The sequence below is a fragment of the Paenarthrobacter nicotinovorans genome, from assembly GCF_021919345.1.
Lineage (GTDB): Bacteria > Actinomycetota > Actinomycetes > Actinomycetales > Micrococcaceae > Arthrobacter > Arthrobacter nicotinovorans.
Map to the genome: position 1 here is coordinate 492,315 of NZ_CP089293.1, position 25,032 is coordinate 517,346.

General features: G+C 64.2%; 22 protein-coding genes and 1 pseudogene. 15 read left to right on the plus strand and 8 right to left on the minus strand.

Annotated features, from left to right (window positions below; genetic code table 11):
- Positions 1 to 96: 96 nt before the first annotated feature.
- A complete protein-coding gene (locus JMY29_RS02465) occupies positions 97 to 1,221 on the plus strand; it encodes a thioesterase domain-containing protein (RefSeq protein ID WP_039239485.1) in 1,125 nt (374 codons plus the stop codon).
- Between the two features lie 14 nt (positions 1,222 to 1,235).
- Here JMY29_RS02465 and JMY29_RS02470 read toward each other — a convergent pair whose 3' ends face one another.
- Both JMY29_RS02470 and JMY29_RS02475 read right to left on the minus strand, forming a co-directional pair.
- Positions 1,236 to 1,937: a tyrosine-protein phosphatase gene (locus JMY29_RS02470; RefSeq protein ID WP_189076698.1), complete on the minus strand. Its 702-nt coding sequence runs from the start codon at positions 1,935 to 1,937 to the stop codon at positions 1,236 to 1,238.
- 12 nt (positions 1,938 to 1,949) lie between these two features.
- Entirely contained in the window at positions 1,950 to 2,780 is an 831-nt protein-coding gene (locus JMY29_RS02475; RefSeq protein ID WP_110505386.1) for an HAD-IIA family hydrolase, read from the minus strand.
- Between the two features lie 297 nt (positions 2,781 to 3,077).
- On the opposite strand from JMY29_RS02475, the gene JMY29_RS02480 reads away from it, so the two are divergent.
- From JMY29_RS02480 to JMY29_RS02495, 4 genes are all read left to right on the plus strand, one after another.
- The gene (locus JMY29_RS02480) at positions 3,078 to 4,349 is read left to right on the plus strand and encodes a hypothetical protein (RefSeq protein ID WP_189076697.1); all 1,272 of its coding nucleotides are present in this window, start codon (positions 3,078 to 3,080) and stop codon (positions 4,347 to 4,349) included.
- Positions 4,350 to 4,427: 78 nt separating this feature from the next.
- On the plus strand, positions 4,428 to 5,126 hold the full coding sequence (locus JMY29_RS02485) for a TrmH family RNA methyltransferase (RefSeq protein WP_039239489.1): 699 nt from the start codon (positions 4,428 to 4,430) through the stop codon (positions 5,124 to 5,126).
- An 84-nt stretch (positions 5,127 to 5,210) separates the two neighbouring features.
- Complete coding sequence (locus JMY29_RS02490; protein ID WP_307730309.1) at positions 5,211 to 6,443, plus strand: IS30 family transposase; 1,233 nt, start codon at positions 5,211 to 5,213, stop codon at positions 6,441 to 6,443.
- Between the two features lie 104 nt (positions 6,444 to 6,547).
- Positions 6,548 to 7,480: an endonuclease domain-containing protein gene (locus JMY29_RS02495; protein WP_189076931.1), complete on the plus strand. Its 933-nt coding sequence runs from the start codon at positions 6,548 to 6,550 to the stop codon at positions 7,478 to 7,480.
- 55 nt (positions 7,481 to 7,535) lie between these two features.
- Here JMY29_RS02495 and JMY29_RS02500 read toward each other — a convergent pair whose 3' ends face one another.
- Positions 7,536 to 8,720, minus strand: coding sequence for an IS30 family transposase (locus JMY29_RS02500; RefSeq protein ID WP_374757942.1), 1,185 nt, complete (start codon positions 8,718 to 8,720; stop codon positions 7,536 to 7,538).
- A 206-nt stretch (positions 8,721 to 8,926) separates the two neighbouring features.
- On the opposite strand from JMY29_RS02500, the gene fbaA reads away from it, so the two are divergent.
- Together fbaA and JMY29_RS02510 are read left to right on the plus strand one after the other, a co-directional pair.
- A complete protein-coding gene (gene fbaA / locus JMY29_RS02505) occupies positions 8,927 to 9,946 on the plus strand; it encodes a class II fructose-bisphosphate aldolase (protein WP_018780061.1) in 1,020 nt (339 codons plus the stop codon).
- Entirely contained in the window at positions 9,946 to 10,368 is a 423-nt protein-coding gene (locus JMY29_RS02510) for a DUF3151 domain-containing protein (protein WP_039239501.1), read from the plus strand. Before fbaA ends, JMY29_RS02510 begins: the two co-directional genes overlap by 1 nt.
- Before the next feature lie 64 nt (positions 10,369 to 10,432).
- Here the strand turns inward: JMY29_RS02510 and JMY29_RS02515 are convergent, their stop codons facing one another.
- Genes JMY29_RS02515 through JMY29_RS02525 form a run of 3 tightly spaced genes read right to left on the minus strand, consistent with a single transcriptional unit; the run spans position 10,433 to position 13,418 of the window.
- On the minus strand, positions 10,433 to 11,254 hold the full coding sequence (locus tag JMY29_RS02515) for an ABC transporter ATP-binding protein (RefSeq protein WP_039239502.1): 822 nt from the start codon (positions 11,252 to 11,254) through the stop codon (positions 10,433 to 10,435).
- Positions 11,251 to 12,315 carry an iron-enterobactin ABC transporter permease gene (gene fepG, locus JMY29_RS02520; RefSeq protein WP_189076884.1) on the minus strand — a complete coding sequence of 355 codons (1,065 nt, stop codon included), beginning with the start codon at positions 12,313 to 12,315 and terminating at the stop codon, positions 11,251 to 11,253. The genes JMY29_RS02515 and fepG overlap by 4 nt, the downstream gene beginning before the upstream one ends.
- Positions 12,312 to 13,418, minus strand: a complete 1,107-nt coding sequence (locus JMY29_RS02525; RefSeq protein WP_189076894.1) for an iron chelate uptake ABC transporter family permease subunit — start codon at positions 13,416 to 13,418, stop codon at positions 12,312 to 12,314. The genes fepG and JMY29_RS02525 overlap by 4 nt, the downstream gene beginning before the upstream one ends.
- An 87-nt stretch (positions 13,419 to 13,505) precedes the next feature.
- On the opposite strand from JMY29_RS02525, the gene JMY29_RS02530 reads away from it, so the two are divergent.
- Entirely contained in the window at positions 13,506 to 14,558 is a 1,053-nt protein-coding gene (locus tag JMY29_RS02530; RefSeq protein WP_445482611.1) for an ABC transporter substrate-binding protein, read from the plus strand.
- 221 nt (positions 14,559 to 14,779) lie between these two features.
- Here the strand turns inward: JMY29_RS02530 and JMY29_RS02535 are convergent, their stop codons facing one another.
- Entirely contained in the window at positions 14,780 to 15,412 is a 633-nt protein-coding gene (locus JMY29_RS02535) for a uracil-DNA glycosylase family protein (protein ID WP_018780067.1), read from the minus strand.
- A 389-nt stretch (positions 15,413 to 15,801) separates the two neighbouring features.
- Between JMY29_RS02535 and JMY29_RS02540 the strand changes: the two genes are divergently transcribed.
- From JMY29_RS02540 to JMY29_RS02560, 5 genes are all read left to right on the plus strand, one after another.
- Entirely contained in the window at positions 15,802 to 16,530 is a 729-nt protein-coding gene (locus tag JMY29_RS02540) for a SipW-dependent-type signal peptide-containing protein (RefSeq protein WP_018780068.1), read from the plus strand.
- 48 nt (positions 16,531 to 16,578) lie between these two features.
- A complete protein-coding gene (locus JMY29_RS02545) occupies positions 16,579 to 17,145 on the plus strand; it encodes a signal peptidase I (RefSeq protein WP_233460879.1) in 567 nt (188 codons plus the stop codon).
- A gap of 7 nt (positions 17,146 to 17,152) precedes the next feature.
- Positions 17,153 to 17,884: a hypothetical protein gene (locus JMY29_RS02550; RefSeq protein WP_189076885.1), complete on the plus strand. Its 732-nt coding sequence runs from the start codon at positions 17,153 to 17,155 to the stop codon at positions 17,882 to 17,884.
- Positions 17,881 to 19,647: a choice-of-anchor G family protein gene (locus JMY29_RS02555; RefSeq protein ID WP_189076886.1), complete on the plus strand. Its 1,767-nt coding sequence runs from the start codon at positions 17,881 to 17,883 to the stop codon at positions 19,645 to 19,647. The genes JMY29_RS02550 and JMY29_RS02555 overlap by 4 nt, the downstream gene beginning before the upstream one ends.
- 204 nt (positions 19,648 to 19,851) lie before the next feature.
- Complete coding sequence (locus JMY29_RS02560; protein ID WP_018780072.1) at positions 19,852 to 21,141, plus strand: adenylosuccinate synthase; 1,290 nt, start codon at positions 19,852 to 19,854, stop codon at positions 21,139 to 21,141.
- Between the two features lie 83 nt (positions 21,142 to 21,224).
- Here the strand turns inward: JMY29_RS02560 and JMY29_RS02565 are convergent, their stop codons facing one another.
- Complete coding sequence (locus tag JMY29_RS02565) at positions 21,225 to 22,439, minus strand: sensor histidine kinase (protein ID WP_229778718.1); 1,215 nt, start codon at positions 22,437 to 22,439, stop codon at positions 21,225 to 21,227.
- 164 nt (positions 22,440 to 22,603) lie between these two features.
- On the opposite strand from JMY29_RS02565, the pseudogene JMY29_RS02570 reads away from it, so the two are divergent.
- Positions 22,604 to 24,059: pseudogene (locus tag JMY29_RS02570) on the plus strand (MFS transporter).
- A 10-nt stretch (positions 24,060 to 24,069) separates the two neighbouring features.
- Positions 24,070 to 24,942, plus strand: a complete 873-nt coding sequence (locus JMY29_RS02575) for an SMP-30/gluconolactonase/LRE family protein (RefSeq protein WP_064723851.1) — start codon at positions 24,070 to 24,072, stop codon at positions 24,940 to 24,942.
- Positions 24,943 to 25,032: the final 90 nt, after the last annotated feature.

The following is a 25,032-nucleotide window of genomic DNA, read 5'->3' on the forward strand; positions in this document are numbered from 1 at the left end:
GTCCGGTTACTGATTGCAAGAGCACATCCTAAGGGCACCGGCTGTGCGCAAACTGCGGGGATGTAAGGCAGTGCCGCCGAAGCCTATGCTTGCTGCGTGGACGTTCAAGTAGGGAAGCTGCCGGCGCCGCCGGAGGTGACTGAAAACCCTCCCGCGCCGGTAACTCCGGAACCTGAAACGGCGGGGGATCCGGGCTCCTGGGCCCGGATCCTGCCTTACGCTGCCCGGCTCAAGAAGACGTCCCGCCGTAATTTCCTGACCTACGCCGGCATTTCCGCAGCCCTGGCCGGGGACATGCTATTCACCAGGCGCGTCCAGGCGGAGCGCCGGGCCACCAAGATCCTTCGGGTTCCGGATCCGTACTCGGACCTGTACTTTCCCAAAGCCAGTTGGATCCTCTTTCCCGGGTACAAAACCAGTTGGGAAGAAGCACAGTGGATCCTCAACTCGCTGCGTCCTGCACTGCACCAGCGCGGCCGCCTGGCCGCCGTCGGATATTCCAATCTGGGCCTGGACGTCGATGAAGTAGTCCGCGCAATCATCCTGCATGTCCGCGAGCTGGAACTGGAGAAGCTGTACTTCTACGGTCACAGCTTTGGCGGAATGCTCGCGACCCAGGTTGCTGCACGCCTGCTGGAACTCCATGGCGTGGAAACGCAGGTGATCGTCCTGGATTCGAGTCCGTTCAGCCGCGCAGACGTCCTTGACCAGAGCTGGTTCGACGGCGTTGTGTTCCTTTATGAGAACGGCTTCCGCATTCCTTCGGTGCTGCGCGGGGGCTATGAGCTGGGGGAGCGCGTGGTTCACAAGGACGAGCGCACGTGGCGGCAGATCCTCGATCAGACGATGGAACAGCTTTCGCCTATCGCGCCTTCCAGCGTGCTGATCCAGACAGAGTCGGCCTACATCTACCACTTTGACGGGCTGCGGTTCGCGGGCAAGATCGGCGGCGCCAAGATGGCGTTCATGGGCAACTCCAAGGACGGCACCGTGGACTACGAATCGGCGCGTGCGGGATGGAGCAAGGTTTTCGGCGCCAACATGGCCCTGCCCACCCTGAGTACCGAGGGCGCACGGCCGGCGCACGCGAGTCCGCAGTGGAACGCCGGCGTATACCGGCCATTGCTGGAAAAGGTACAGGATGAGCTCCTGCCCCTGCCGCCCGAACCGGAGGAACCGTCGTACCAGGAGCCCAATGGGAAGATCATCAGGCCTGCGTAAGGTGGCTGGAGCGTTCAGCGCAACGCTTCAACCTCGACGGCGGTGAGGCCCGCTTCACGCAGGAAGCCGCCGACATCGCCGAATTCCTTGGAGAATCCGGCCAGGAAGTGCCGCATGGCAGCTTCCGGGCTCTGCAGGATCATGAGGTCGGGGCTGAAATACTCTGCCGGAGTTGATGGGACGCTGAGCCGCCATGTTTCGGCCATGACCTCCAGGACGTCCGGCAGGTTGGCGGTGGTCGCCACATAGTCGGCTACTACGTCGTCCTCGGTCCCGCCTGCTGCCAGGAGCCCGACCGCGGAAACCACGCCGGTCCGGTCCTTGCCCAGTGAGCAATGCACCAGCGTGCGTTTGCCACGCGCCACGGGTCGCAGGGCGTCGGCCACCCATTCGGGCCGCAGCCGGATCCAGCCGAGGTACAGCTCGCCCAGGTCCTCGGCCGTCTCCACGGCTTGGAGCGACCCCGCGATGGCGTTGGGGTCCAGTGGGTTATGGATGAGTTCGACGGCGGGTGGGGCTGCAGCGGCCGGCCCGCCGCCGCCGTCGTGAACCAACCACGGAACCAGCGAGCGCTCCAGCTCGCTGCGCAGGTCAACGATGGCTTGGATGCCGTGTTCCACCAGGAACCCTGACGTTGCCGCGGCATCCAAGCCGAACGGCTGGCTCCCCCTGAGAATCCGTCCCCCGGCCAGGGGACGCAGATTGAGCACAGCCATGGTGGTTCCTTCTTAGATCTGGCTCTTCAGGTCGGCCACTGAATTCAGGATCTGGTTGGGCCGGAAGGGGAAGGACACGATTTCCTCGCGCTGCGTGATTCCGCTGAGCACCAGGACCGTGTGCAGGCCCGCTTCCATGCCGGCCACGATGTCCGTGTCCATGCGGTCGCCGATCATGGCCGTGGTCTCCGAGTGGGCATCGATCTGGTTCATGGCGGAGCGGAACATCATGGGGTTCGGCTTGCCCACGATGTACGGTTCGCGGCCCGTGGCCTTGGTGATCATGGCCGCGATGGCACCTGTAGCGGGCATGGGACCGTCCTTGGAAGGGCCGGTGGCGTCCGGGTTGGTGGCGATGAAGCGGGCGCCGGCCAGGATGTGGCGGACGGCCATGGTGATCGCTTCGAAGGAATAGGTGCGGGTTTCGCCGAGGACCACGAAATCGGGGTCGGTGTCCGTGAGGATGAATCCGGCTTCGTGCAGGGCGGTGGTGAGGCCGGCCTCGCCGATGGTGTACGCGCGGTTGCCCGAATCGGAGGACTGCACCTGGTCCTTGAGGAACTGGGCTGTGGCGAGTGCGGAGGTCCAGATGTTCTCTTCGGGGACTTCCAAGCCGGACGCACGAAGGCGGGCTGCGAGGTCGCGCGGGGTGAAGATGGAGTTATTGGTCAGCACCAGGAAGCGCTTGGACGTATCCACCCAGCGCTGGATGAGCTCGGCTGCGCCGGGGATGGCCTGGTTTTCGTGGACGAGGACGCCGTCCATGTCCGTGAGCCAGCATTCGATCTCGTGGCCATTACGGTAAACCGACGTGGACGGGTGGGGCGTGGTTTCTTCTGCCATATTTGCCTCCGGCTGGGGTTGTTCATGCACTGCTTCCCAGTCTTTCATCATTCGGGCTGCCGGACATCACGTAGTTCTGCTTATTTGGGTAGTTCTGCCCATGCGGATATCGGCTTTGACTTGTGCCGTCCTCGACGTCCTGCACTACGCTGGTGGCTGCGCGCCGGCACCGTGGGTCGGGGGATCGACACGGTGAGCACCACGCCGTCCGCTTCAGCAGGTCCCTCGTTCCGGATAGACCACCGGTTGTGTCCGCAAGGATGTTCCGGTGCCCACAGCATGTGAAAGGGCCTTGCCATGAGCAACAACAACGGGGTACCCCAGCCTCCCTACAATCCGGACGGCGTACCGCAGCCACGCTACGACACGGGCAAAGAGCAGTACCGCCAGTACCAGCCCGGGCAAGCGCAGCCCATGTACCAGCCGGAAGCCCAGCAGCAAGGCCAGCCGCAGCCAGCCCAGCCGCAGCCAGCACAGCCGCAGCCAGCCCAGCCGCAGGACGCGCCGACGCAGGCTTTTCCGACGCAGGCTTTTCCTGCACAGCACGATCCCACCCAGGCCTTCCCCTTGCAGCAGGCCCAGCACGGCAACCCCAACCAGCCGGGTTACCCGGGCCACCCTGGCAACCCCAACCAGCCGGGTTTCCCACCGCCCGGCGGCCCCTACCCGGGCCAGCCAACTGGACCCGGCCAGAACCCGGGTGACCACAACAGGAAGTCCCTGTTCCTGATCCTCGGCGGTGTCGCCGTCGTCGTGATCATTGCCCTGGTAGTTGCGTTCACCTGGTTGATTCCGTCCCTGACCAAGCCGACTGCCGTTGACTCGCCTTCGCCTTCGGTGACGTCCTCGGACGAGGCGTCGGATGCGGCCGCTGAGCCGTCTGCGGATCCGTCCGCTGAGGCTGAGCCTTCCGGTGACGCGTCGGCGTCCACCGACATCCCGGCCGGGGCCATCCCGCTGCCGTCAGCATGGGAGAACTTCGCGGGCCCCAGCAACGTTCCAGCGGACGGCGACCCGTTGTTCAGCAAATGGGTCACGGGCGAATCGTCCTTCCAGTACTTGGCCGAGTGGACCCACGACGAATCATTCGGCATCACCAAGGACCCCACCACGGGCGAAGAGATCCAGAAGAAGGCCCAAGGCACGGTGGAGACCGACGGCGACGGGATCGCGCTCGCCTATGCCTTCTTCGCTGAATCCGAGGAAGGCAAGTTCGGCAAGGATCCGGCGGAAATCAAGAAGGCCCTGGAAGATATCGAGGCCCGGTACAAGGGCATGACAGCCACTGAACTGCCGCAGAACCTGGTAGGCCACAAGTGCGCCTCGGACTTCAAGACCTCCAGGCCGGAGATCCGTGAGTTCCGTCGTGGTGCGGCTGTGGTTGTCGGATTCACCTGCACCAACGCCCGCGGCGAGGCCATCCAGGCAGTGAACCTGTTCTCCGTGACGCCATGGGGCACTCCGCAGATGCTCGGTGTCAGCGGACACAAGACCTACTGGGACGCGCACCCGGGTCTCTTCGAGCAGCTGGGTAACTCTTACCGCATCAACAAGTGGAAGATGGGCTAGGAACCCGCACTTCAGCGGGCCAGGGGCTCAATCGGGGCACGGGCCCAAGCGGGGAAACGGCAGGGCTAAAGTTGAGGGGTGACTGACCTTCCCCCCAACACAGCCCTGCCCGCCCCTGCCGCATCCCCGGAGGGGACCACCGCAGAAGGCGAGGCCGAAGCGAAGGCGGAGGTCGGCGTCGGGCCCTGGGAAGGCGAGTGGCCCGTTGGCGAGCACTGGGATCCGGACCTCCTGCGTGACGGCGACCGGCGCAACGTGGTTGACCAGTACCGCTACTGGAAGCACGAAGCTATTGTCGCCGACCTCGATTCGAAGCGGCACGATTTCCACATCGCCATTGAGAACTGGCAGCATGACCTCAACATCGGCACCGTGGTGCGGACCGCCAACGCCTTCCTCGCCAAGGAGGTCCACATCATTGGCCGACGGCGGTGGAACCGTCGCGGGGCCATGGTCACCGATCGCTACCAGCACGTCCGCCACCACCCCACGGTTGAGGACTTCGTCCAGTGGGCCGAGGGGGAGGGGCTTGCCGTGATCGGCATCGACATCTTCCCGGATTCCGTACCGCTTGAAACGTACGATCTCCCGAAGAACTGCGTCCTGGTGTTCGGGCAGGAAGGCCCCGGCCTCACGCCTGAGGTGCACGATGCCGCCGTCGCAACCCTGTCCATTGAGCAGTTCGGCTCCACCCGGTCCATGAATGCGGCCTCCGCGGCGGCCATCGCCATGCACGCGTGGGTGCGCCGCCACGTGTTCCAACAGCCGGTTTCGTAGCTTCCCCGAGTTGGCACTTAGTGACAGTCCCGGTGCGGCGTCTTCAGGTGGCTAGTGCAACACCCCTGTAGTTGGAGGGGTGTCATGGTCAAGAAGTTGCCGTGGTCGGTTCGTGCGTGTGCGTATGAGCACTTGCTGGCGGGTGAGGACACGGGACGAAGTGCTGCCGCGGCTGGGGTGTCCCGGCAAGCGGTGTCGCAATGGGCGAAACTAGCGGGCATGGAACTTATCTCCGGCCCTGGTGGTGGCGTGCGTCTTCCGATGGCTTCGGAGGTGCTTTCGCGGGATAAGGAGCGAAGGTACCGGCGGCTGACTTTGGAGGACCGGGCTTATATCAAGGCCTGTCTGGGCTTGCCGGAGCCGCGTTCCATGCGACAGATCGCCAAGGAGTTGGGCGTGCATCCATCAACGGTGTCCCGGGAGATCCGCCGACACAGTATCGAGCATTGGGCCCGGCGCTATTACGACGCCGGGGTTGCCCAACACCGGGCACTGGTCCGCCGTAGACGGAACCGGCCCGTGAAGCTCTCTGCGGGAACGGCGGTGTGGAAGGAGGTCGTGGCACGCTTGAACCAGCGTTTCTCACCTCAACAGAGCGCTGCGGACCTGAAGAAGACGTTCCCCGAGCAGCCGGAGATGCACGTGTCCCACGAGTCAATTTACCAAGCCCTTTACGTGCAGGGCCGGGGTGCCTTGCGGCATGAACTTGCCGTGGAGAAGGCCCTACGTTCGGGCCGGACCGGTCGTAAGCCCCAATCAAAGCTGCCTGCCAGGAACGTAAGGCCCTGGCTTGAAGGGGCCCGGCTGAGCGACCGGCCCGCCGAAGTCCAGGACCGGGCCGTGCCCGGCCATTGGGAAGGTGATTTGGTCGTGGGTCCCGGTAACTCCGGGATCGTCACCTTGGTCGAGCGCTCCTCACGGTTCACTTTGCTGGGCCGGCTGCCGGGAGCCAGGGACAGCGCGACGGTCATCGAGGTCATGCAGAAAATGATCCACACCCTGCCCCAGGCGATCCTTAAAACGATCACCTGGGACCAAGGCACGGAAATGGCTCAACACGCCAAGTTCACAGTAGCGACCGGCTGCCAGCTGTTCTTCTGTGACCCGCACTCACCCTGGCAACGCGGCACGAACGAGAACACCAACGGACTGGTCCGCGATATCCACCCCAAAGGCACGAACTTCAACCAGGTCAGCGACGAAGAACTCGCCCACACCCAGCACCTGCTCAACATCCGACCGCGTCAAACACTCCAATGGGACACCCCAACTGAAAGACTGACCAAACTAATCGATGGTGTTGCACTAGCAAGCTGAAACCGCCTGCTCGGGATTGTCGTTAAATGCCACCTCGGCGGGGTGCGTGCGGCTAAGGCTGTGGATAACCCGATGCGCACCCGGCGGACCAGCAAGAATGGGGCATGCGCAGGGCACCACTTCCGGATCATCTGGCCACGGGTTCCTTCTCTGTGCACGCATCGGACAAGGCCGGGGTAACCCGGTCACGGACACGTGCCAAGGACTTGGTGCTGGTTTCCAGGGGAATTCGTGTCCCGGCTGCGTCCGATGCTTCCGGAGCCGCCGCCTTGCGCGCCTACACGGATCTGGATGACTCCTCCATCCTCGTCTCGCTGTCGGCGGCGCGGCTCTGGGGTATTCCGGTGCCTGCCCGGCTCAGCGGGGATTGGCGCATCTACCTTGCACGACGCCGGGGATTCAGTTTTCCCCGCAGGGTCAACGTGGCGGGACACCTCCTCACGCTCCTTCCGGAGGAAACGGTGGAGTACGACGGCGTCCGAGTCACCTCGCCTGCGCGGACGTGGCTGGACTTGGCCGCGTTGTCCACCGTGGAGGACCTGGTTGCAGCCGGCGACTACCTCGTGTCCTCTCATGGCCCCGATTTCCCGGTGCCCAAGGAAGCGTTGTGCAGTATCGCAGAGTTGCAAGATGCCGTGGGAAGCCATCCGGGCATGCGGGGAGTGCGGACTGCTCGGGCGGCACTGGAACTCATCCGTGTCGGCGCCGACTCCGCCCCCGAATCGCGGATGCGCCTGGCCCTGGTCAACGCCAACCTGCCCGAACCCGTGCTCAACCACGCGATCCGCAATCAGTTCGGCCAGGCCGTGCTGTGGCCGGATGCCGCCTACCTTGAGTACCTGGTCTCCCTCCAATACGACGGCCAACACCATGGCGGCGCGGAGCAACACTTGCGGGATATCGAGCGCCAGGAGAAGTCGCTCGCCCTTGGCTGGCTGGAAGTCCGGATTTCCAAGCATGACCTCGAAGGTGAGCGGCCCGCCGTCGTCCATAAAGTCCGCCGTGCCCTCCAGAGCCGCGGCTGGCGCGCGAGGTGACATTTAATGACAATCGCAGCGCGGCAAAGTCAATTGGTGGGAGCAACGCTGGGGGTTAGGCCGCTTGTAGCAGCTGGTTTAGCCGGTTGGCTGGGGTCTCGAGGTTCAGTGTTGGTCTGGGGCGGCGGTTGAGTTTCGCTGCGACCAGGCGGATGTCCTCGGGGGTGTGCACTGAAAAGTCAGTGCCTTTCTCGAACCAGAACCGCAGGAGCCGGTTGGTGTTTTCGTTGGTGCCGCGCTGCCAGGGCGAGTGCGGGTCGCAGAAGTACATCGTCGTATCGAGAGCGGTCTGGATTTTTGCGTAGTCGGCCAGTTCGGTGCCGCGGTCCCAGGTGATCGACCGGCGCAGGTGATCCGGGAGGGAGGCCATCTCCCGGATCATCGCGGCGGCAACGGTTTCCGCGGTGTGGTCCCCTGGCAGGTGCAGCAGGATCGTGAACCGGGTTGAGCGTTCCACCAAGGTTCCGATCGCTGTCCCGTTGGCGCCGATGATGAGGTCACCTTCCCAATGCCCGGGCACTGCCCGGTCCTGGACCTCGGCGGGACGTTGGCTGATCTTGAAGGCCTCTTTATAGGGGCTGTTGGCGCGCCGGTCAGTGCCGTGGGGGATGCGTTGTTTGCGTTTCAGGCTGAGCTTTTCGGCCAGGTCCGCCCGCAGGTTCCCGCGGGTTTGGACGTAAAGGGCCTGGTAGATCGTCTCGTGGCTCACCTGCATAGTCTGATCGTCACCGAAGTAATACGCCAACATCGAGGAGATCAGCTTCGGACTCCACCCGTCATCCATCCAGACGCCGACCAGCCGGCACAAACCCTCGTCCTTGGCCAGCCTGAAGGGTTTGGGACGGCGCCTGTCCTGATGCGCTTTGGCGTGAGCGACCGAGGCGTAGTACTTCCCGTCCGCGCTCGTGTGGCGTTTGACCTCCCGCCAAACTACGGACTTATCCCGCCCGATCAATGCGCCGATCTTCGCGTAACTGAGGCCCATCCGCACACCCATCTGGATCATGCCTCGCTCTTCCAGACCCAACGCACGGCCAGGGCCCCCGACTGAAGGAGCAGGATCGGCAAGACCTCCGGTAGCACCCCGGTTCACGGTCATCATTAGGCCAGACTGAACCCACCAATTGTGCCCGGTAGCGTGCACCGCCCCGACACGCCGGGCAGCAGTACGAACAGGCATCCCCGCACACACCAAATCAAGAAACTCAGTACGCGCAGCCTTGGGGAACAACTTGACCATAAAACGCTCCATCAATCAGAGCGTTGCAACGACCCTATGACTTTGCCCGCGCGGGATTGTCATTAAATGCCAACTCGGCGGAAGTGTTAAGAGCCCCAGTGACCCGAAACACGGCGCCCCCGCGGATATCGCTAGGATGGGTGCTAGCCGTAAGCGGTCTACTCCAGGGTTACCAACCCACAGACGAATTCAGCATAGGAGTCACCATGCCCATTGCAACCCCAGAGATTTACTCCGAGATGATCGACCGCGCAAAGGCTGGCGGATTCGCTTTCCCTGCGGTCAACGTGACGTCGTCGCAGACTCTGAACGCTGCGATCCGCGGTTTCGCCGAGGCCGAATCGGACGGCATCATCCAGGTTTCCACCGGTGGCGCAGCCTACTGGTCCGGCGCTTCGGTCAAGGACATGGTTGCCGGTTCCCTCGGCTTCGCCGCGTTCGCCCGCGAAGTTGCCAAGAACTACAACGTCAACATCGCCCTGCACACGGACCACTGCCCGCAGGACAAGCTGGCGGACTTCGTTCTGCCGCTGCTGGCCGCTTCCGAGGAAGCCGTCAAGGCCGGCAAGGACCCGATCTTCAACTCGCACATGTGGGACGGCTCGCACGAGACCCTCTCCGAGAACCTGCGCATCGGCCGTGAACTGCTGGAGCGCGCCGCTGCTGCCAAGATCATCCTCGAGGTCGAAATCGGCACCGTTGGTGGCGAAGAAGACGGCGTTGAGAACGAAATCAACGAGAAGCTCTACACCACCACCGAGGATGCCCTCGCCACCATCGAGGCCCTGGGTGCCGGCGAAAACGGCCGCTACCTGACCGCCCTGACCTTCGGCAACGTGCACGGCGTGTACAAGCCGGGCAACGTGAAGCTCCGCCCCGAACTGCTCAAGCAGATCCAGGCTGAGGTTGGCGCCAAGATCGGCAAGGAAAACCCGTTCGACCTCGTGTTCCATGGCGGCTCCGGCTCCACGGAACAGGAAATCGCTGACGCCGTTTCCTACGGTGTCATCAAGATGAACATCGACACCGACACCCAGTACGCGTTCACCCGCCCGGTTGCCGGCCACATGTTCTCCAACTACGACGGCGTCCTGAAGGTCGACGGCGAAATGGGCAACAAGAAGACCTATGACCCCCGGGTCTGGGGTGCTTCCGCTGAAGCCGGCATGGCCGCGCGCATCGTCGAAGCCGCCCAGCAGCTCGGATCGGTGGGCAAGACCTTCTGATGTCCGACGAATTCCGGAAGAACCTGATGGGGCCGGAGCCCACGCTCCTGCCCGCCGAGAACGAGATCTACCAGCACCTGGCCCTCGGCAAGGAAGCACTGGACCTCGTGGCGCAGAACCCCACATCGTCACTGCTGTGGGCCATCCTCGCCGAGGAAGCCTGGGCGGAGGGCCGGACCATCGAGTCCTACGCCTACGCCCGCGTCGGCTACCACCGCGGCCTCGATTCGCTGCGCCGCAACGGTTGGCGCGGCGTCGGACCCATCCCGTGGGAGCACGAGCCCAACCAGGGCTTCCTGCGCGCGCTTTACGCACTGGGCCGGGCCGCTTCGGCGATCGGTGAAGCTGAAGAACCTGAGCGGATCGAGAAGTTCCTGAACGACTCGGACCCGAAGGCCAAGGCAGCGCTCGAAGCCCGCTAAAGCCAAGCAAACGACGACGGCGACCCTCACCAAAAGGCGAGGGTCGCCGTCGTCGTTAAGGGCGTCAGTCCGTGACGGCTGAGTGCCGCGGGCGTCCCAGCGGGACCACCAGCGGCGTGTGCGTCACGGGGTCATCGATGATTTTGCAGGCCATCCCGAACACTTCCTCCACCAAGGACCCGGTGATGACGTCGGCGGGGGCGCCTTCGGCCACCACCACGCCGTCCTTCATGGCGATGATGTGGTCCGCGTAGCGGCTGGCGTGGTTGAGGTCGTGGAGCACGGCAACCAGTGTGTGGCCCTTGTCCAGGTTGAGCTCGCGGAAGAGTTCCAGCAGCTCGATCTGGTGAGCAATATCGAGGAAGGTGGTGGGTTCGTCCAGGAGCATCAGCGGCGTCTGCTGGGCGAGCACCATGGCCACCCACACGCGCTGCCGCTGACCGCCGGAGAGCTCGTCCACCAGTCGCCCGGACAGGGCCGAGACTCCAGTGGCTTCCATGGCCTCCGCTACCGCGGACTCGTCCTCCACACTCCACTGCCGCAGGAGTTTCTGGTGCGGGTACCGGCCGCGGGCCACGAGATCAGCGACCGTGATGCCGTCGGGGGCGATGGAGGACTGGGGGAGCAACCCGAGCCGGCGCGCCAGTTCCTTTGCGGGCAGCGACGTCACGGATTTTCCGTCCAACAGCACCTGTCCGCTGCGGGGCTTGATGAGCCGGGCGAGCGCCCGCAGCAGCGTGGACTTGCCGCAGGCGTTGGGCCCGACGATCACCGTGAACTTCCCCTCGGGGATGCGCACATTGAGGTTCTCGGAGATGACGCGCTGCTCATAGCCAATGGTCAGGGCTTCTGCGTGGAGCTGCGGTGCAGCAGTGGTGAGGCTCATGATTTCCTTGCTTCCCTGGCCAGCAGCCAAACGAGGTAGATACCGCCGATGCACACCGTCACAACCCCGACTGGCAGTTGGATCGGAGCGAAGAGACGCTGCGCTGCGAGGTCGCTGGACACCAGCAGGAAGGCACCCATCACCGCGGAAGGCAGCAATGTGATGCCGGCACTCCGGGTTAGCCGCCGGGCAAGCTGGGGAGCGGCGAGGGCCACGAAGGCGATGGGACCGGCCACTGCAGTGACGGCAGCCGTCAGGGCAACGCCCAGGATGAGCAGCAGCAAACGGGTGGGTTCGGCCCGGACGCCCAATGCGCGGGCGGCGTCGTCGCCCATTTCCAGGAGCTGCATGCGACGCGCCACGGCCAGCGTGGCCAAACCAACCACAACAACCACGACGGCGGCCGGCGCCGCTTGCTCCCACGTGATGCCGTTGAGGGACCCGGCTCCCCAGACGGCGGCCGCCAGGGCGGCCTCGAGTTCGGCTTGCAGGATGAGCCAGTGGTTCAGCGCAGCAAGCATGGCGCTGATGCCGATGCCCACGATGATGAGTCGGAAGCCCTGGGAACCACGGCGGTAGGCCAGCAAATAGACGGCCAGGGCTGTGAGGACTCCGCCCACCAAGGCGCCGGCCGCAACTCCCGCATAACTGCCACCCACCGTGAGCATCACAATGAGCGCCCCGGTGTAGGCACCCGTATTGAAGCCGATGATGTCAGGGCTGCCCAGCGGGTTGCGCGTCATGGACTGGAAGATGCCGCCGCTCATGCCAAGCGCCGCACCGAACACCAGCGCCGCCAGGACCCGGGGAAGGCGCCATTCCATGACGATTGTTTGGGCGAGCCCCGGGGCATCGCCGGTGAAGGCTTGCAGTACTTGTTGTACCGGGACCTCGTAGTCACCCGTCGCCAGCGAAACCACGGCTACTGCAAGCGCGGCCAGAAGCAGCGGAACGCAGACGAGCATGCTGCGGATATCCAGCCGGAGGCTCAGCGAACGGTTGCGGACCACAGCAACAGGCCGGCCGAAGTCGACCCTCTTCCCTGGGTCCAGGCGGCTCATAGCCCGCTCACTTTCCGGCGCCGTGCCAAGGCGATGAGTACAGGCGCGCCGATGAACGCTGTCACTACGCCTACCTGTAGCTCACCGGGTGCGGCAACCCTGCCAACAACATCCGATACCAGCAGCAGGATGGGGGAGAGCAGGACTGTCGTGGCCATGATCCACCGCTGGTCCGGGCCCACGATCCACCGGGCCACATGGGGAACCATGAGTCCCACAAAGCCGATGGCGCCAGCTCCTGCTGTGGCTGCGCCGCTGAGGAGGGTGATGGCCACGACGCCCAGGATGCGGGTGCGGTTGACGTTGGCGCCAAGGGAAGTGGCGAGGTCGTCTCCCAGTGCCAGAGCGTTGAGGCCGCGGACGCAGAACAACGCCACGAGCAATCCCACGCCCATGAACGGTGCCACCGTGGCAACGGACTCCATGCTGCGGGTGTCCAGTGAGCCGATGCTCCACGAGCGCAGGTGGTCAAAGGCCTTGGGGTTCAGGAGTGTGAGTCCGGAGCCAATGCCGGTGAGGACGGCGCCCAGGGCAACACCGGCCAGTGTCAGCCGGATGGGATTCACCACGTTCCGTCCTGAGGTTCCGATCAGGTAGACCGCGGCGGTGGTGAGGATGGCCCCGCCAAACGCGAACCAGATGTAGCCGCTCAGGGTAGCTACCCCGAAGACACCAATTGCCACCACGATCGCAAACGAGGCACCCGCGTTGACCCCGAGGATGCCGGGATCGGCCAGTGGATTCCGGGTAATGGCCTGGATCAGCGCGCCAGCCATGCCCAAGGCGACTCCCACAGCGATCCCCATCAAAGTGCGCGGCAACCGGCTTTCAAGGATGATCGCGTGATCGGCGGTGTCCTGCGGGTTGGTGAAGGCCTGGAAAATGGTGGACGCCGGGATGAGCTTCGCACCGACACCCAGGCTTAGCACGACGGCACCGAGAAGGATTGCGGCCGCCGCGACCAAAAAGGTGACGCGCCAGCCGGATCTCTTGACGACGCCGCCGCGTGGGGCCGCGTTGTCACCTGACTGGGCCGCGGTTGCTGGCTCGCCGGCGTGCGGCTTGGGAGCGGGAGCCATCAGTTGGGACACGACAGGGACCATTTCAGAGAGGGGCAATAAAGGAAGGGCTATCCGTGACTGTCGTCACAACGTCACAGAAGTGTGCCCTAATTAGGTTAGCCTTACCCAGTGAAAAATGACGATTTTGAAGTTCAGCCGCCCAAGGGCTCCCGTGCGCGAAAGCTCGTAATGAAGGCGGTCGGTGCCACCTTGCTTATGGCCCTCGTCGCGGGCTGCGGCACCAGTGGTACGTCGGGTTCCAGTGCGGGCAACGCCGATGTTGCCACGGGAGGATCGAAGTTCACCACCGCTGACCAGGAAACGGCGAAGCTCGGCACGGACGCCGCGCCCGGCGTTTTCCCGCGCACCCTGACGCACGCAAACGGTGAAACAACCTTGGAAAAGAAGCCCACCCGCGTGGTGGTACTCGACACCGGCGAACTCGACGACGTCGTCACCCTTGGCGTCACGCCGGTGGGCATGGCCACCACCGAAGGCGCCAACCCGGTTCCCACCTACCTGGCTGACAAGGTCAAGGATGTCCCCTCCGTGGGCACCATCCAGGACCTCAACCTTGAAGCCATCGCAGCGCTCAAGCCGGACCTCATCCTCGGCAGCAAGCTCCGGGCCGACAAACTCTACAAGCAGTTGTCATCCATTGCCCCCACCGTGTTCAGCATCCGGCCAGGCTTCCCGTGGAAGGAAAACTTCCTCCTGGTCGGCAAGTCACTGGGCGAGGAAGACAAGGCCACCAAAGCCCTCAACGACTACCAGGGCGAAGCTGACGCGCTGAAGGCAGACGTCAAGGGCGACCCGAAGATCTCGCTGGTCCGCTTCCTGCCGGGCAAGATCCGCCTGTATGCCAACAAGTCCCTCATCGGCGTCATCCTGAAGGACGCAGGCTTGGCCCGCCCGGAGAACCAGAACATTGATGAACTCGCGGCTGAAATCTCGGCCGAGAACATCGAGCAAGGCGACGCCGACTGGATCTTCTACAGCAGCTACGGCGACCCCTCAGCCACCGGTGAAACCGCTGTAGTTGAAGGCGCTGTCTGGCCCAAGCTCGGCGCAGTCAAAGCCGGCCACGCGAAAGCGGTCAATGACGACGTCTGGTTCCTCGGCCTCGGCCCCACAGGCGCCCAGCTGATCCTGAAGGACCTCCGCAGCATGCTGGTCGGCTGACCCGGCCCCACCACAAGAACCCCAACGACGACGGCGGCCCTCACCAAAAAGGTGAGGGCCGCCGTCGTTGTGTGTGTTGTGGGGCCTGGTCTGCGGGTTATTCCGGGGGATTGGGACGCAAAGCGGGCCCCACAACGAAGGTGTGTGCGTTGTGGGGCCTGGTCTGCGGGTTATCCCGGGGGATTGGGACGCAAAGCGGGCCCCACAACGAAGGTGTGTGACTAGGCCTTGCGGGGAATGCCCGTGCGGGCCATGGCCTCGGCGTAGGCACCGTGGATGGCATCCAGGTATTCCTGCTGGCGTGCCGGCGTGCCCGCGAAGGAGCGGCCACCGAGCGAGCGGACTTTGAACGTCTTGAAACCGCGGCGCGCGATGCTGGCCGGTGCAGCCTTCATGAGCTGGTCCGCCAGGCGGTGGGCTTCGTTTCCGTGTGCCACCAGGGCAGAGGTGCGCGGCAGGAGCTGCAGGAGGCGAAGCAGTGGCTTGAGGCCCTCGGTGATGTTGGCGGGGGTGAGCTTGCCCGGCTCCTCGTTGGGTTCGATCCACGGGTAGGCGTTCCAGGGCATCATGAGCTCGGGACGGAGGCCCAGCTGCCACTGCATGCCGAGCATGCGCGTGGCTGCTTCCTCGTCGCCGGGGGTGATGAAGCCCTCACCGGTGGTGGTGCGCTGATTGGAGAAAAGGCTCACGATGCGGCAGTCATCCATGCTGTGGGCGGGGTCGATGTAGAGGACCTCGCTGCCTGGCTTCTGCTCCTTGATGGAGTCGCACAGCTCGTTGACCTCAGCGATGTGCGGTTCGTAGCGGCGGTTCCAGAGGATTTCTTCGGGTGATTCAGTCGCCAGTTCTTGCATCAGGGGTTAGGTCTCCTAGGTGTTACAGCGCACCGTTCCAAGGGGCCGCGGGCATGCCGCAGCCGAACCTCAAAGGGTGCTGTTGGGGGCTAACTAACCTTACCGGACTTACTGCCCCAATGGGGGCCGTCCCGGCGCGCCACTTAATGCGACGCGGCGTGTTGCCCGGGAAACGTGTCAGGCATCTCGGCCCGCCCGCAACTGCGGCACAAGGTTCGACGCCGGTGCGGCGCTCCCTGCCAGCGTCGAACGCCGGCATTAACCCTAAAGTGCACCTCGGCCGGGTGGGGCTTTTCCTTCCCCAGATAATGACGTTTGAAACTACTGGTTCCGGGGGAACCGTTCGGCCTCCCCGCCAGCTCAGCATCATCAACTGTGGGGGTTAAACAATGGTCGCTAAGACGTCATCCAACAAGGCAACGAAAGTTCGGGCGCTCCTCGCCGGCGGGCTTGTCCTGGGCGTGGGAGCTGCGTTCACCTTGGCTGCATGGACAGACAACGAGTGGGTCTTCGGCAATTCCGGTGGGGACAACGGACCGGGCACGCTGACCTACCACATGGAGCAAAACACTTTCAGCAACACCAACGGTACGGGCGCCGATGCGTGGAGCGACAAGCCGAACATCCCCACCGTGCCGAGCTCGGCAACCGACGGGGCACTGACGTTCGGAGCCATCTCGGCCGCCCTCAAGCCCGGTGATACTGCTTACGCGCCCATGCAGCTCCGGGCCGCGGCAGGTTCCGAAGCCCTGACGGCCACTTTGGCGGAGGCAGTCAAGCTCGGCGGAACCGCGCCGGCAGCCGACACCACCACCAATTCCCTGGCCCTCTACAACGCCCTGACCTACCGTGCGGTCCAGGGCGTCACACCGGCCAACTGCGCTGCAGGTACGCTGACCGGCGGCACCGACATCGTAGGTTCGGCAGCTGCCGGCGTCCCGCTGACGACAGTTTCCGCAACCCCCATCACACTGCCGAAGGGTGCCGACGCAGCAACGGCCGGCTCCGCGGTGAACATTTGCTTCGCCATCACCCTCCCGTCCGCCGTGACGGACGTGACCCTGCAGGGAAAGCAGACGGTTCCGCTGTGGAGGTTCACCAGCATCGTCAGCTCGTAACGCAGCTCTGTGACAGAGCCCTTGACCCGGACCAGAAGCTCGTCCCCATTGCCCCCTTCGGCCCCTGCCCTAGGCGGGGCGGGCTTCTGGGCCGTCTTGTCCCGCATCCTCAAGGTCTCCCGTGAAATTGCCTTGACTCTGCTGGCCTTGCTCGGGCTGGTGTGCATTCTGGCGCTGGTCCTTGGTTTCGTCTACAAGGCGTCGTTCGTGGTCTTCCGGACCGGATCCATGGAGCCCATGTACCCGGTCGGGGCGCTGTCCCTTACCGTGCAGGTCCCCGCTGCGGAACTGGTCCCGGGTGATGTCGTCTCCGTGAAACGCTCGGAATCCGGCGTCCTGGTCACCCACCGCGTGGTGTCCGTGGAGCCTGACGGCTCTGGTGCTTCCTTACGGCTCAAGGGCGACGCGAACAGCTCGGAAGATCCGCTGCCGTACCAGGTGGACACCGCCCGGAAGGTACTGGCAACGGTACCCGCAGTGGGTTCCTGGGTGATGGCCATGCGGGGGCCTGGTTTCATCGGCGCTGCCACCATGGCGGTCGCCGCGCTTGTGGTGTGGGCGTACTGGCCCAAGCGGGTACCCCGTCACAAAGGTGTGGTGTCAACAGGGAGGTGAAAGAGCTGTGAAGCAGTGGAACCGGGTGGTGAGGCCCGCAGCGGCAGCGTGTGCCGCCGTCGTCGGGGTGCTGTTCTGTGCCGTCCCTGCCCAAGCCGCCGACCAGCTCATCCCGGTACCCGAGAACGGAACCCCGGGCGTCCTTTGGCTTTCCTCTTCCGTGTACCCGTTGGAGTTCCCGCAACTGGCGCCAGGCGATTCGTTCGTGTGGCAGATCGGGTTGTCGCTGGAAAAGCCCCAAGCCACCTCCTCCTTGCAGCTCGTTGCCACAGGCGGCCTGGCCGCCGCTGACGGATACGGCATCGCCATCGATGAATGCCCGTCCCCGTGGCAGGGCGACAGCGGGCTGAACAAGGAACTGAGCTGTCCCGAAGGCTCAACGCCCAGGATCCAGCCCACCCGCCTCAACGATTGGGACCAAGGCCTCCGTGTCCCGCTCAGCAACCTCCGGGCCGGGACCGCACCGTACCTCCGTTTCACCCTGGCAGGACCCGCCAGCGCCCCGCCCCAAGACGCGGCGCTCACCTTGGGGATCGGGGTCACCGCCATGGGAGACGACGACGGCGGCAGCGCGCCTTCGCTGCCACCGGCCGCCGACGGCGGAAGCAAAGAACCCCTTGGAAGCACTGGTGCCACGTCCCTCCCCGCGCTCTTCGCCGGAGGCGCGCTGCTCCTCCTGGGAACCGCCGTCCTGGCGATGCTGAAACGGCCGAGTGAAGCCAAGGAGCAAGGCGCATGACGCTCCGACGCCCGCTGAGCGAACCCCTGCGCCGGGCATTCCTCAACCGTCCACGCCGCTCGATTCTCGTGGCAGCAGTAGCCGCCATCAGCCTGGCCGCCACCACAAGCATCACCACAGCTGCGTGGACGGACAGCGAATGGGTGAAAAGCGCCGTAGGCGTAAGTTCGCCCGGAGACTGCAGCACAAACTCCATGTTCACCAACCAGGCCTGGGCGAGGGAACTGCACGGCACAGTGCTCAACACCAATCTGGACACCGTGGCAGGGGTCCAGGGGCTGAAAGTGCTGAACAACGGCACCACCGCTTCGCCCACCCCGGTCTCTGCGGTGCTGGTGCCCGGCACTACGGACGCTTATGTCACCAAAATTCCGGTGACGGCCTTGGGCAGCAGCCCGGTCTCGGTGGGGCTGGGATTGGGTGTTCCCGTAGGCGGCCTGGGGACGTATACGCAGTGGGCGCGCTCGCAGAAAAGCGGGCAGGCCCAGGGCGCTTCGGGGCTGGTGTCGGACCAGACGGGTGCAGTGGATGTCGCAGGGACAGCGCAGGGAGCAGGCAGTGCCCCGAAAGCGGCCAGTATTTCGCTGGGCAACATCGTTCCTGCCTCCTTGTCCGGGGTGACCCTTGATGTTGGGGCGATTGCATCGTCCTCCAAGGTGGATAGCTGTGTCATGACCAACGGGTGGCCGATGCTGGACACCACACCTACCGTCCAGCGCCAGTACGGGATTGCCGGGCTGGACCTGACGGCGGCGATTCCCGCCGTCGGGACGTTGTCCACCAGCGGGGCTTCACTGGTGGGGACGGTTCCTGCGCAACTGAATGCGTTGCTGGGGACGGGTGGGTTGACTACCGGGATCTCCGACGGGGTCTCGGCACTGATCAACCCGTTGCTGGGGACATTGTCGCTCGGGTCCATCAGCACCACTGCGACGCTCTCTGCCCCGGATCTGACCGGGGTCACCGCCATGATGACCGAGTCCATGACTGACGGGATTGTCACCGTCAACCTGGGAACCGGGACGGTCAAGGTCAACATCGCGGCCCTGACCGGCAGCTCGGTGACTGGTTTGAACGGCATGGAACCCAATCACGCTGTCGTTCTGGATGCGGCCACGACGACGGCGGTGACCTCCAGGGTTACTGCCTTGCTGGATTCGTGGAAGAACCGGGTGCTGGCTGCGCTGACTACCGCGCTGCGCGCCATCACATTGAACGCCACCACCAACATCACCCTGAAACTGGCCGGGCTCAACGCAGCGACCATCGGCGTCAAGATAGGCGCGGCCACCGGCGCCAGCACAGGTATATCTCTGGGCGACTTCCTGGATGGCACCGCCACGGCACCCCAAGTAACCGCCAACGTCATTGGCCTGGATTTGGGAGGTGTGGTGGCTGCTTTGCTGGGACCCATTACCTCGGCCCTCCTCACTGGAACCAACAACGTGGTGAAGACCGTCCTCAACGCCACCATCTTCAACACCGGCCTGGTTGCCAACCTGGGTACAAGCCTGCAGGCCTTGATCACACCGGTGATTAACGCCGTCGGGCCAGTCCTGACAGCTGTCCGGACGCTGGTGGCCATCAATGTCAACGTCCAGCCCGATCAGAGCTGGCCCGGCACCAAACCGGCGGATGTCACTGCTGCGGCGGGAGAATACAAGGTCTCGGCCATTCGCGTGGGGCTGGTGGACAGTGCCGGCCTGCTGAGCCTGTCGTTGGGGAGTTCGTCGGCCGGTCCTGCCGCCCTGGTTGTCCCCTGACTTTGTCCACAACTGCAGGCCAACGTTGGGCCAACACCAGAGAAACCGTTGCCATCGGCTAAACTTGGCTGGTAAGAGCCCCGAACTCTTGCGTATGCCAGCCCACGTGGCAGGCTGCACCGGTAACGTCGGGGCATTCTCATGTACGGCGCCAAGCCCCAGTCATCCTTCTGGGGTCAGCCCGAAAGAATGGGGGAGGATCCCATGCCCGCTATCGTGATCGTCGGAGCCCAGTGGGGCGACGAAGGCAAAGGCAAAGCAACCGATCTGCTCGGTGGCCGCGTTGACTACGTGGTCAAGCCCAACGGCGGTAACAACGCCGGGCACACCGTGGTTGTTGGCGGTGAGAAGTACGAGCTGAAGCTCCTTCCCGCGGGCATCCTGAGCCCCAACGCAATTCCCATTATTGGCAACGGCTGCGTGGTGAACCTGGAGGCTCTCTTCCAGGAAATCGACGGCCTTGAAGCCCGCGGCGCTGACACCTCGCGCCTGCGCGTTTCAGCCAATGCCCACCTTGTTGCGCCGTACCACCAGGTGCTGGACAAGGTCACCGAGCGCTTCCTTGGCAGCCGCGCCATCGGCACCACGGGCCGCGGCATCGGTCCGGCTTACATGGACAAGGTGGCCCGCCTGGGCATCCGCGTCCAGGATGTCTTCGACGAGTCCATCCTCCGCCAGAAGGTGGAAGGTTCCCTGCGCCAGAAGAACGAACTGCTGGTCAAGGTCTACAACCGCCGCGACATCGTGGTGGATGAGATCGTGGACTACTTCCTGTCCTTCGCCGAGCGGCTCCGCCCGTTGGTCATCGACAGCACCCTAGAGCTGAACAACGCCCTGGATGAGGGCAAGGTTGTGCTCATGGAAGGCGGACAGGCAACGTTCCTGGACGTGGACCACGGCACGTACCCATTCGTCACTTCCTCCAACCCCACGGCAGGCGGCGCATCCGTTGGTTCGGGCATTGGCCCCACCCGCATCTCCCGCTCCATCGGCATCATCAAGGCCTACACCACCCGCGTTGGCGCCGGCCCGTTCCCCACGGAACTGTTCGATGAGATGGGCGTCTACCTGCAGAAGACCGGCGGCGAGTTCGGTGTCAACACAGGCCGTCCCCGCCGTTGCGGTTGGTACGACGCCGTCCTGGCCCGCCACGCTTCCCGCGTCAACGGTTTCACGGACTACTTCGTCACCAAGCTGGACGTCCTGACGGGCATCGAGCAGATCCCGGTTTGCGTTGCCTATGACGTCGACGGTGTCCGCCATGATGAAATGCCCATGACGCAGACCGAGTTCCACCACGCAGTGCCGATCTTCGAGTACTTCGACGGCTGGACCGAGGACATCACCGGTGCCCGCACCCTGGAAGACCTCCCCGAGAACGCCCGCAACTACGTGCTGGCCCTCGAGAAGCTCTCCGGCACGCGCTTCTCGGCCATCGGCGTCGGCCCGGACCGCGACCAGACCATCGTGGTCCACGACTTGATCAACGACTGACCACCAGCTGATTTACGACGGCGGCGGGTCCCCTCGGTTCCATACGGAACCTGAGGGGACCCGCCGCCGTCGTTAAGTTACGGTCAGCTCCCACTGCCCAGGTGGATGGATACCGCGGTGCCGCCGCCCGGTGCGGATCCGATCTCCAGCCGTCCACCGGCTGCGCCCACGATGCGTGCACAGGTTGCCAGGCCGAGGCCTGTTCCAGGCGGATCGTCTTCCCTGTGCAGACGGACCAAGGGGTCCAGCACCCGGTCACGGTCGTGTTCGCTGATTCCCTTGCCGTTGTCGATCACCCGGAAGGTTGCGCCCTCGTCCGTCCGTTCGCCCGTGACGTGGATGGCCGGCGGAACTCCGGGTCTGGTGTAGGTGACCGAGTTGTGGATCAGGTTCTGAAGCAAGACCCTCATCTGGCCGGGATCGGCACTGAACACAAGATCATGGCAGTCCACGGAAGCCCCGTTCGCTTCAAGGCTCGCAGCCAAGTCCTGGACCACGTCTTCCATCAGGGCCTTAAGCGAGATTTGGGCAGGCCGCACATCTCCGCCGATAGTGGCGTAGGCAAGGACGTCTTCCACCATGCTCAGCATCCTTTGCCCGGAATTGGCCACGACGTCCAGGTACTGGGCAATGGTCGCATCGGCGGCGTCCTGGGCCTCCATTTGGCTGAGTTCGACGAAGCCGAGGATGGAAGTGAGTGGATTGCGCAGGTCGTGGCTGATGCGGCCGGCGAATTCGGCGAGCAGGGCGTTGCTGCGCTGCGCCTCGGCCAGCGCCTCGGCCAGTTCCCGTGCGCGGTGTTCAAGGGCGAGGGCTTCGACGACTTCCGCTGCCAGGATCTCGAGGCCCTGGCGTTGCCGGTCGCTGAGCCGGCCGGTTTCCCGTGCGCCGGCGCAGAGCGTGCCCAGAACAAAACCGTCGTCGCTGACCAGCGGCACGGAAGCGTAGAACCTGATCGCGCCGCGGCGGCCGTCCACAAACGGGTTGTCCCTGTACCGCGCATCAAGCGATGCATCTTCCACCACCGTGGAGGCCCCGCTTTGGAAACCGACGGCACACATCGAATCCTCGCGGCTGCATAGATACGGCTCCAGGCCGGCCGTGGCCACTTGGTACTGCAGATCCTCCGTGATGATGTTGATGGCCGTCACCGGTTGTCCGCACACCGTCCGGGCCAACTCCACCAGGTTCTGCAGCCGCTCCGAGGGTACGGGAACAGCGATGTCCAGCCCCGGTCCGGGGACGGGAAGGCCCTTGCGGGAGAGCATCGAATCCCTGGGTAACTCGCCTGTTCTCATCCAGCCATCCTGTCAGATGAGCACTACAGGTCCTTGTCACAAAACAGCTGCCTGTCGTCGTGCTCTGCCCGGACCCGGGACTAATTCCGTTACCCCCGCCGTTACCTCCTTTGGGGGCATGCCCCGGCAACGAACGCAACGAGACGACGACGGGGACGAGATACATGACTACAGAGACTGCTGACGGAGTCGGATTCCGTTCCCGACGCGGACCCATCCTCATTGCCTTGATGCTTTCCACGGGCTTGGTGGCCATCGATTCAACGATCGTCGCCACGGCCGTGCCGTCCATTGTGGAAGACATCGGCGGTTTCAGTTCCTTCCCCTGGCTCTTCTCGGCGTACTTGTTGGCACAGGCTGTTTCCGTGCCTATCTACGCCAAGCTTTCCGACGTCGTGGGCCGGAAACCGCCTCAGCGGCATTGGCCTGTTCCTGCTGGGATCCATACTGTGCGGGGTGGCATGGAGCATGCCGGCCCTGATTGCCTTCCGGGTGCTTCAAGGCCTCGGGGCAGGCGCGGTGCAACCAGTGTCAATCACCATCGCGGGGGACATTTACACCCTTGCCGAGCGCGCCAAGGTGCAGGGTTATCTGGCCAGCGTGTGGGCCATCTCTTCCGTGGTGGGGCCAACACTCGGTGGCGTCTTTGCGTCATTGGGGATCTGGCGCTGGATCTTCCTGATCAACATCCCGTTGTGCTTCCTGGCGGGTTGGATGCTGGTGCGCACCTTCCACGAGGACATTGAGCGTGCCAAGCACCGGATCGACTACCTGGGTGCCACCCTGCTGACCGTTTCCTTGAGCCTGCTGATTCTCGGTGCGCTCGAGGGTGGCCAGGCATGGGCCTGGAACTCACCCGTCAGCATCACGGTCTTCGCGGTGGGTACCTTGCTGCTGGGCGCTTTTGTCTTGGCTGAGCGGCGGGCGGCGGAGCCGATCCTCCCGTCATGGGTTCTGTCGCGACGGTTGCTCGCCACCACAGCCGTCATTTCCTTCGGCGTGGGCGCAGTCATGCTGGGCCTCACTTCCTATGTCCCGACCTTCCTTGAAGGTGCCCTGAAGACGTCTCCCATTCTGGCCGGCCTTGCATTGGCTGCCTTGACCCTGGGCTGGCCGATCAGTGCATCACAGGCCGGCCGGTTCTATCTGCGGATCGGGTTCAAGCCGACGGCCTTGATCGGCATCTCCATCTCGGTGGCGGGTGCAGCAGTACTGGCGCTCACCGCGTCCTCGCCCAACGTCGTGTTGGTGGCATTGGCGTGCTTCATCGTGGGCTTGGGGCTTGGCCTGGTTGCGACCCCCAGCCTCATCGCCGCCCAGTCGAGTGTTGAATGGAACGAACGCGGAGTGGTCACCGGAACCAACCTCTTTGCCCGTTCCATCGGCAGCGCCCTGGGAGTGGCTGTCTTTGGTGCGATCGCCAACGCCATCTACGCCGGCGATCCAAGTGGTGGCGCTGATCCGCAAACCACCATTAACGCGTCTGCGGCGGTGTTCGTGGCGGTGCTTGTCAGCGCCGTCCTCACTGTCGTGGCCGTGATCGCCATGCCCGCTGCGCAGCGGGCGGACAGCAACACCCCGAAAGAAGAAAAGGCCGCTGTGACACCTGCGGAGGACTAATCTCGAACGTATGGATGAACTGATCACCGGCACTCTGGAAAAGCTCTTTGAAGGCACTGTGTGGGCCGAAGGGCCGGTCTGGATTCCGGAATCTCAGACGGTTCGTTGGAGCGACATCCCCAACAACCGCATCCTGGAGTTCAACCCCGCCACGGGCGCCACGCGCGAGTACGCCACCGCCGTCGAATACACCAACGGCCGGACGCTCGACCACGACGGGGACGTAGTGCAATGCAGCCACGGCCGAAGGCGCGTGGAGCGGGACGACGACGGCGATGTGACGCCGATCGTCGACTCGTTCGGTGAGTACCGGCTCAATTCGCCCAACGACGTCGTGGTCGCCGCAGATGGAACGGTCTGGTTCACTGATCCGCCCTATGGAATACTGCCGGGCACGGTTGAAGGTCATGAAGGCGAACAGGAGTACGGTGGCTGCTACGTGTTCCGCTTCGACCCCGCGACGGAGGAACTAAAGCCGGTGGTCACGGACCTGGTCCATCCCAACGGCCTGGCTTTCTCGCCGGACGAGTCACTGCTGTATGTTTCGGACACGGCGGGGGCCGCGCATGGCGTCCCGTTCCGCATCGCAGCCTACCCCGTGGAAGAGGGGGCGTGTGGGGCCGGAACCACGTTCGTAGAGCTGGAGGAGGACCGGGCTTCTGACGGTTTCCGCGTTGACGTCGAGGGCCGGATATGGACATCGGCGGGGGCGTCTGTCCGTGTTTACGCGCCGGACGGCAGTCTGCTGGCCGCCGTCGAACTTCCTGAAAGGGTTTCCAACTTGTGTTTTGGTGGTCCCGACGGGCACGACCTTTACATCACGGCCACCACGTCTCTGTACCGTCTTCGCACCGGGACGCGCGACACTGTGTGGACGCGCTGACCCGGGCTCCCGCTGATTTATAAGGGTGCTGTGGTTCTGGCCGGGCTGGTTCGATACGCTGGGTCAAAGCGACACCACTGCAACCAGGGG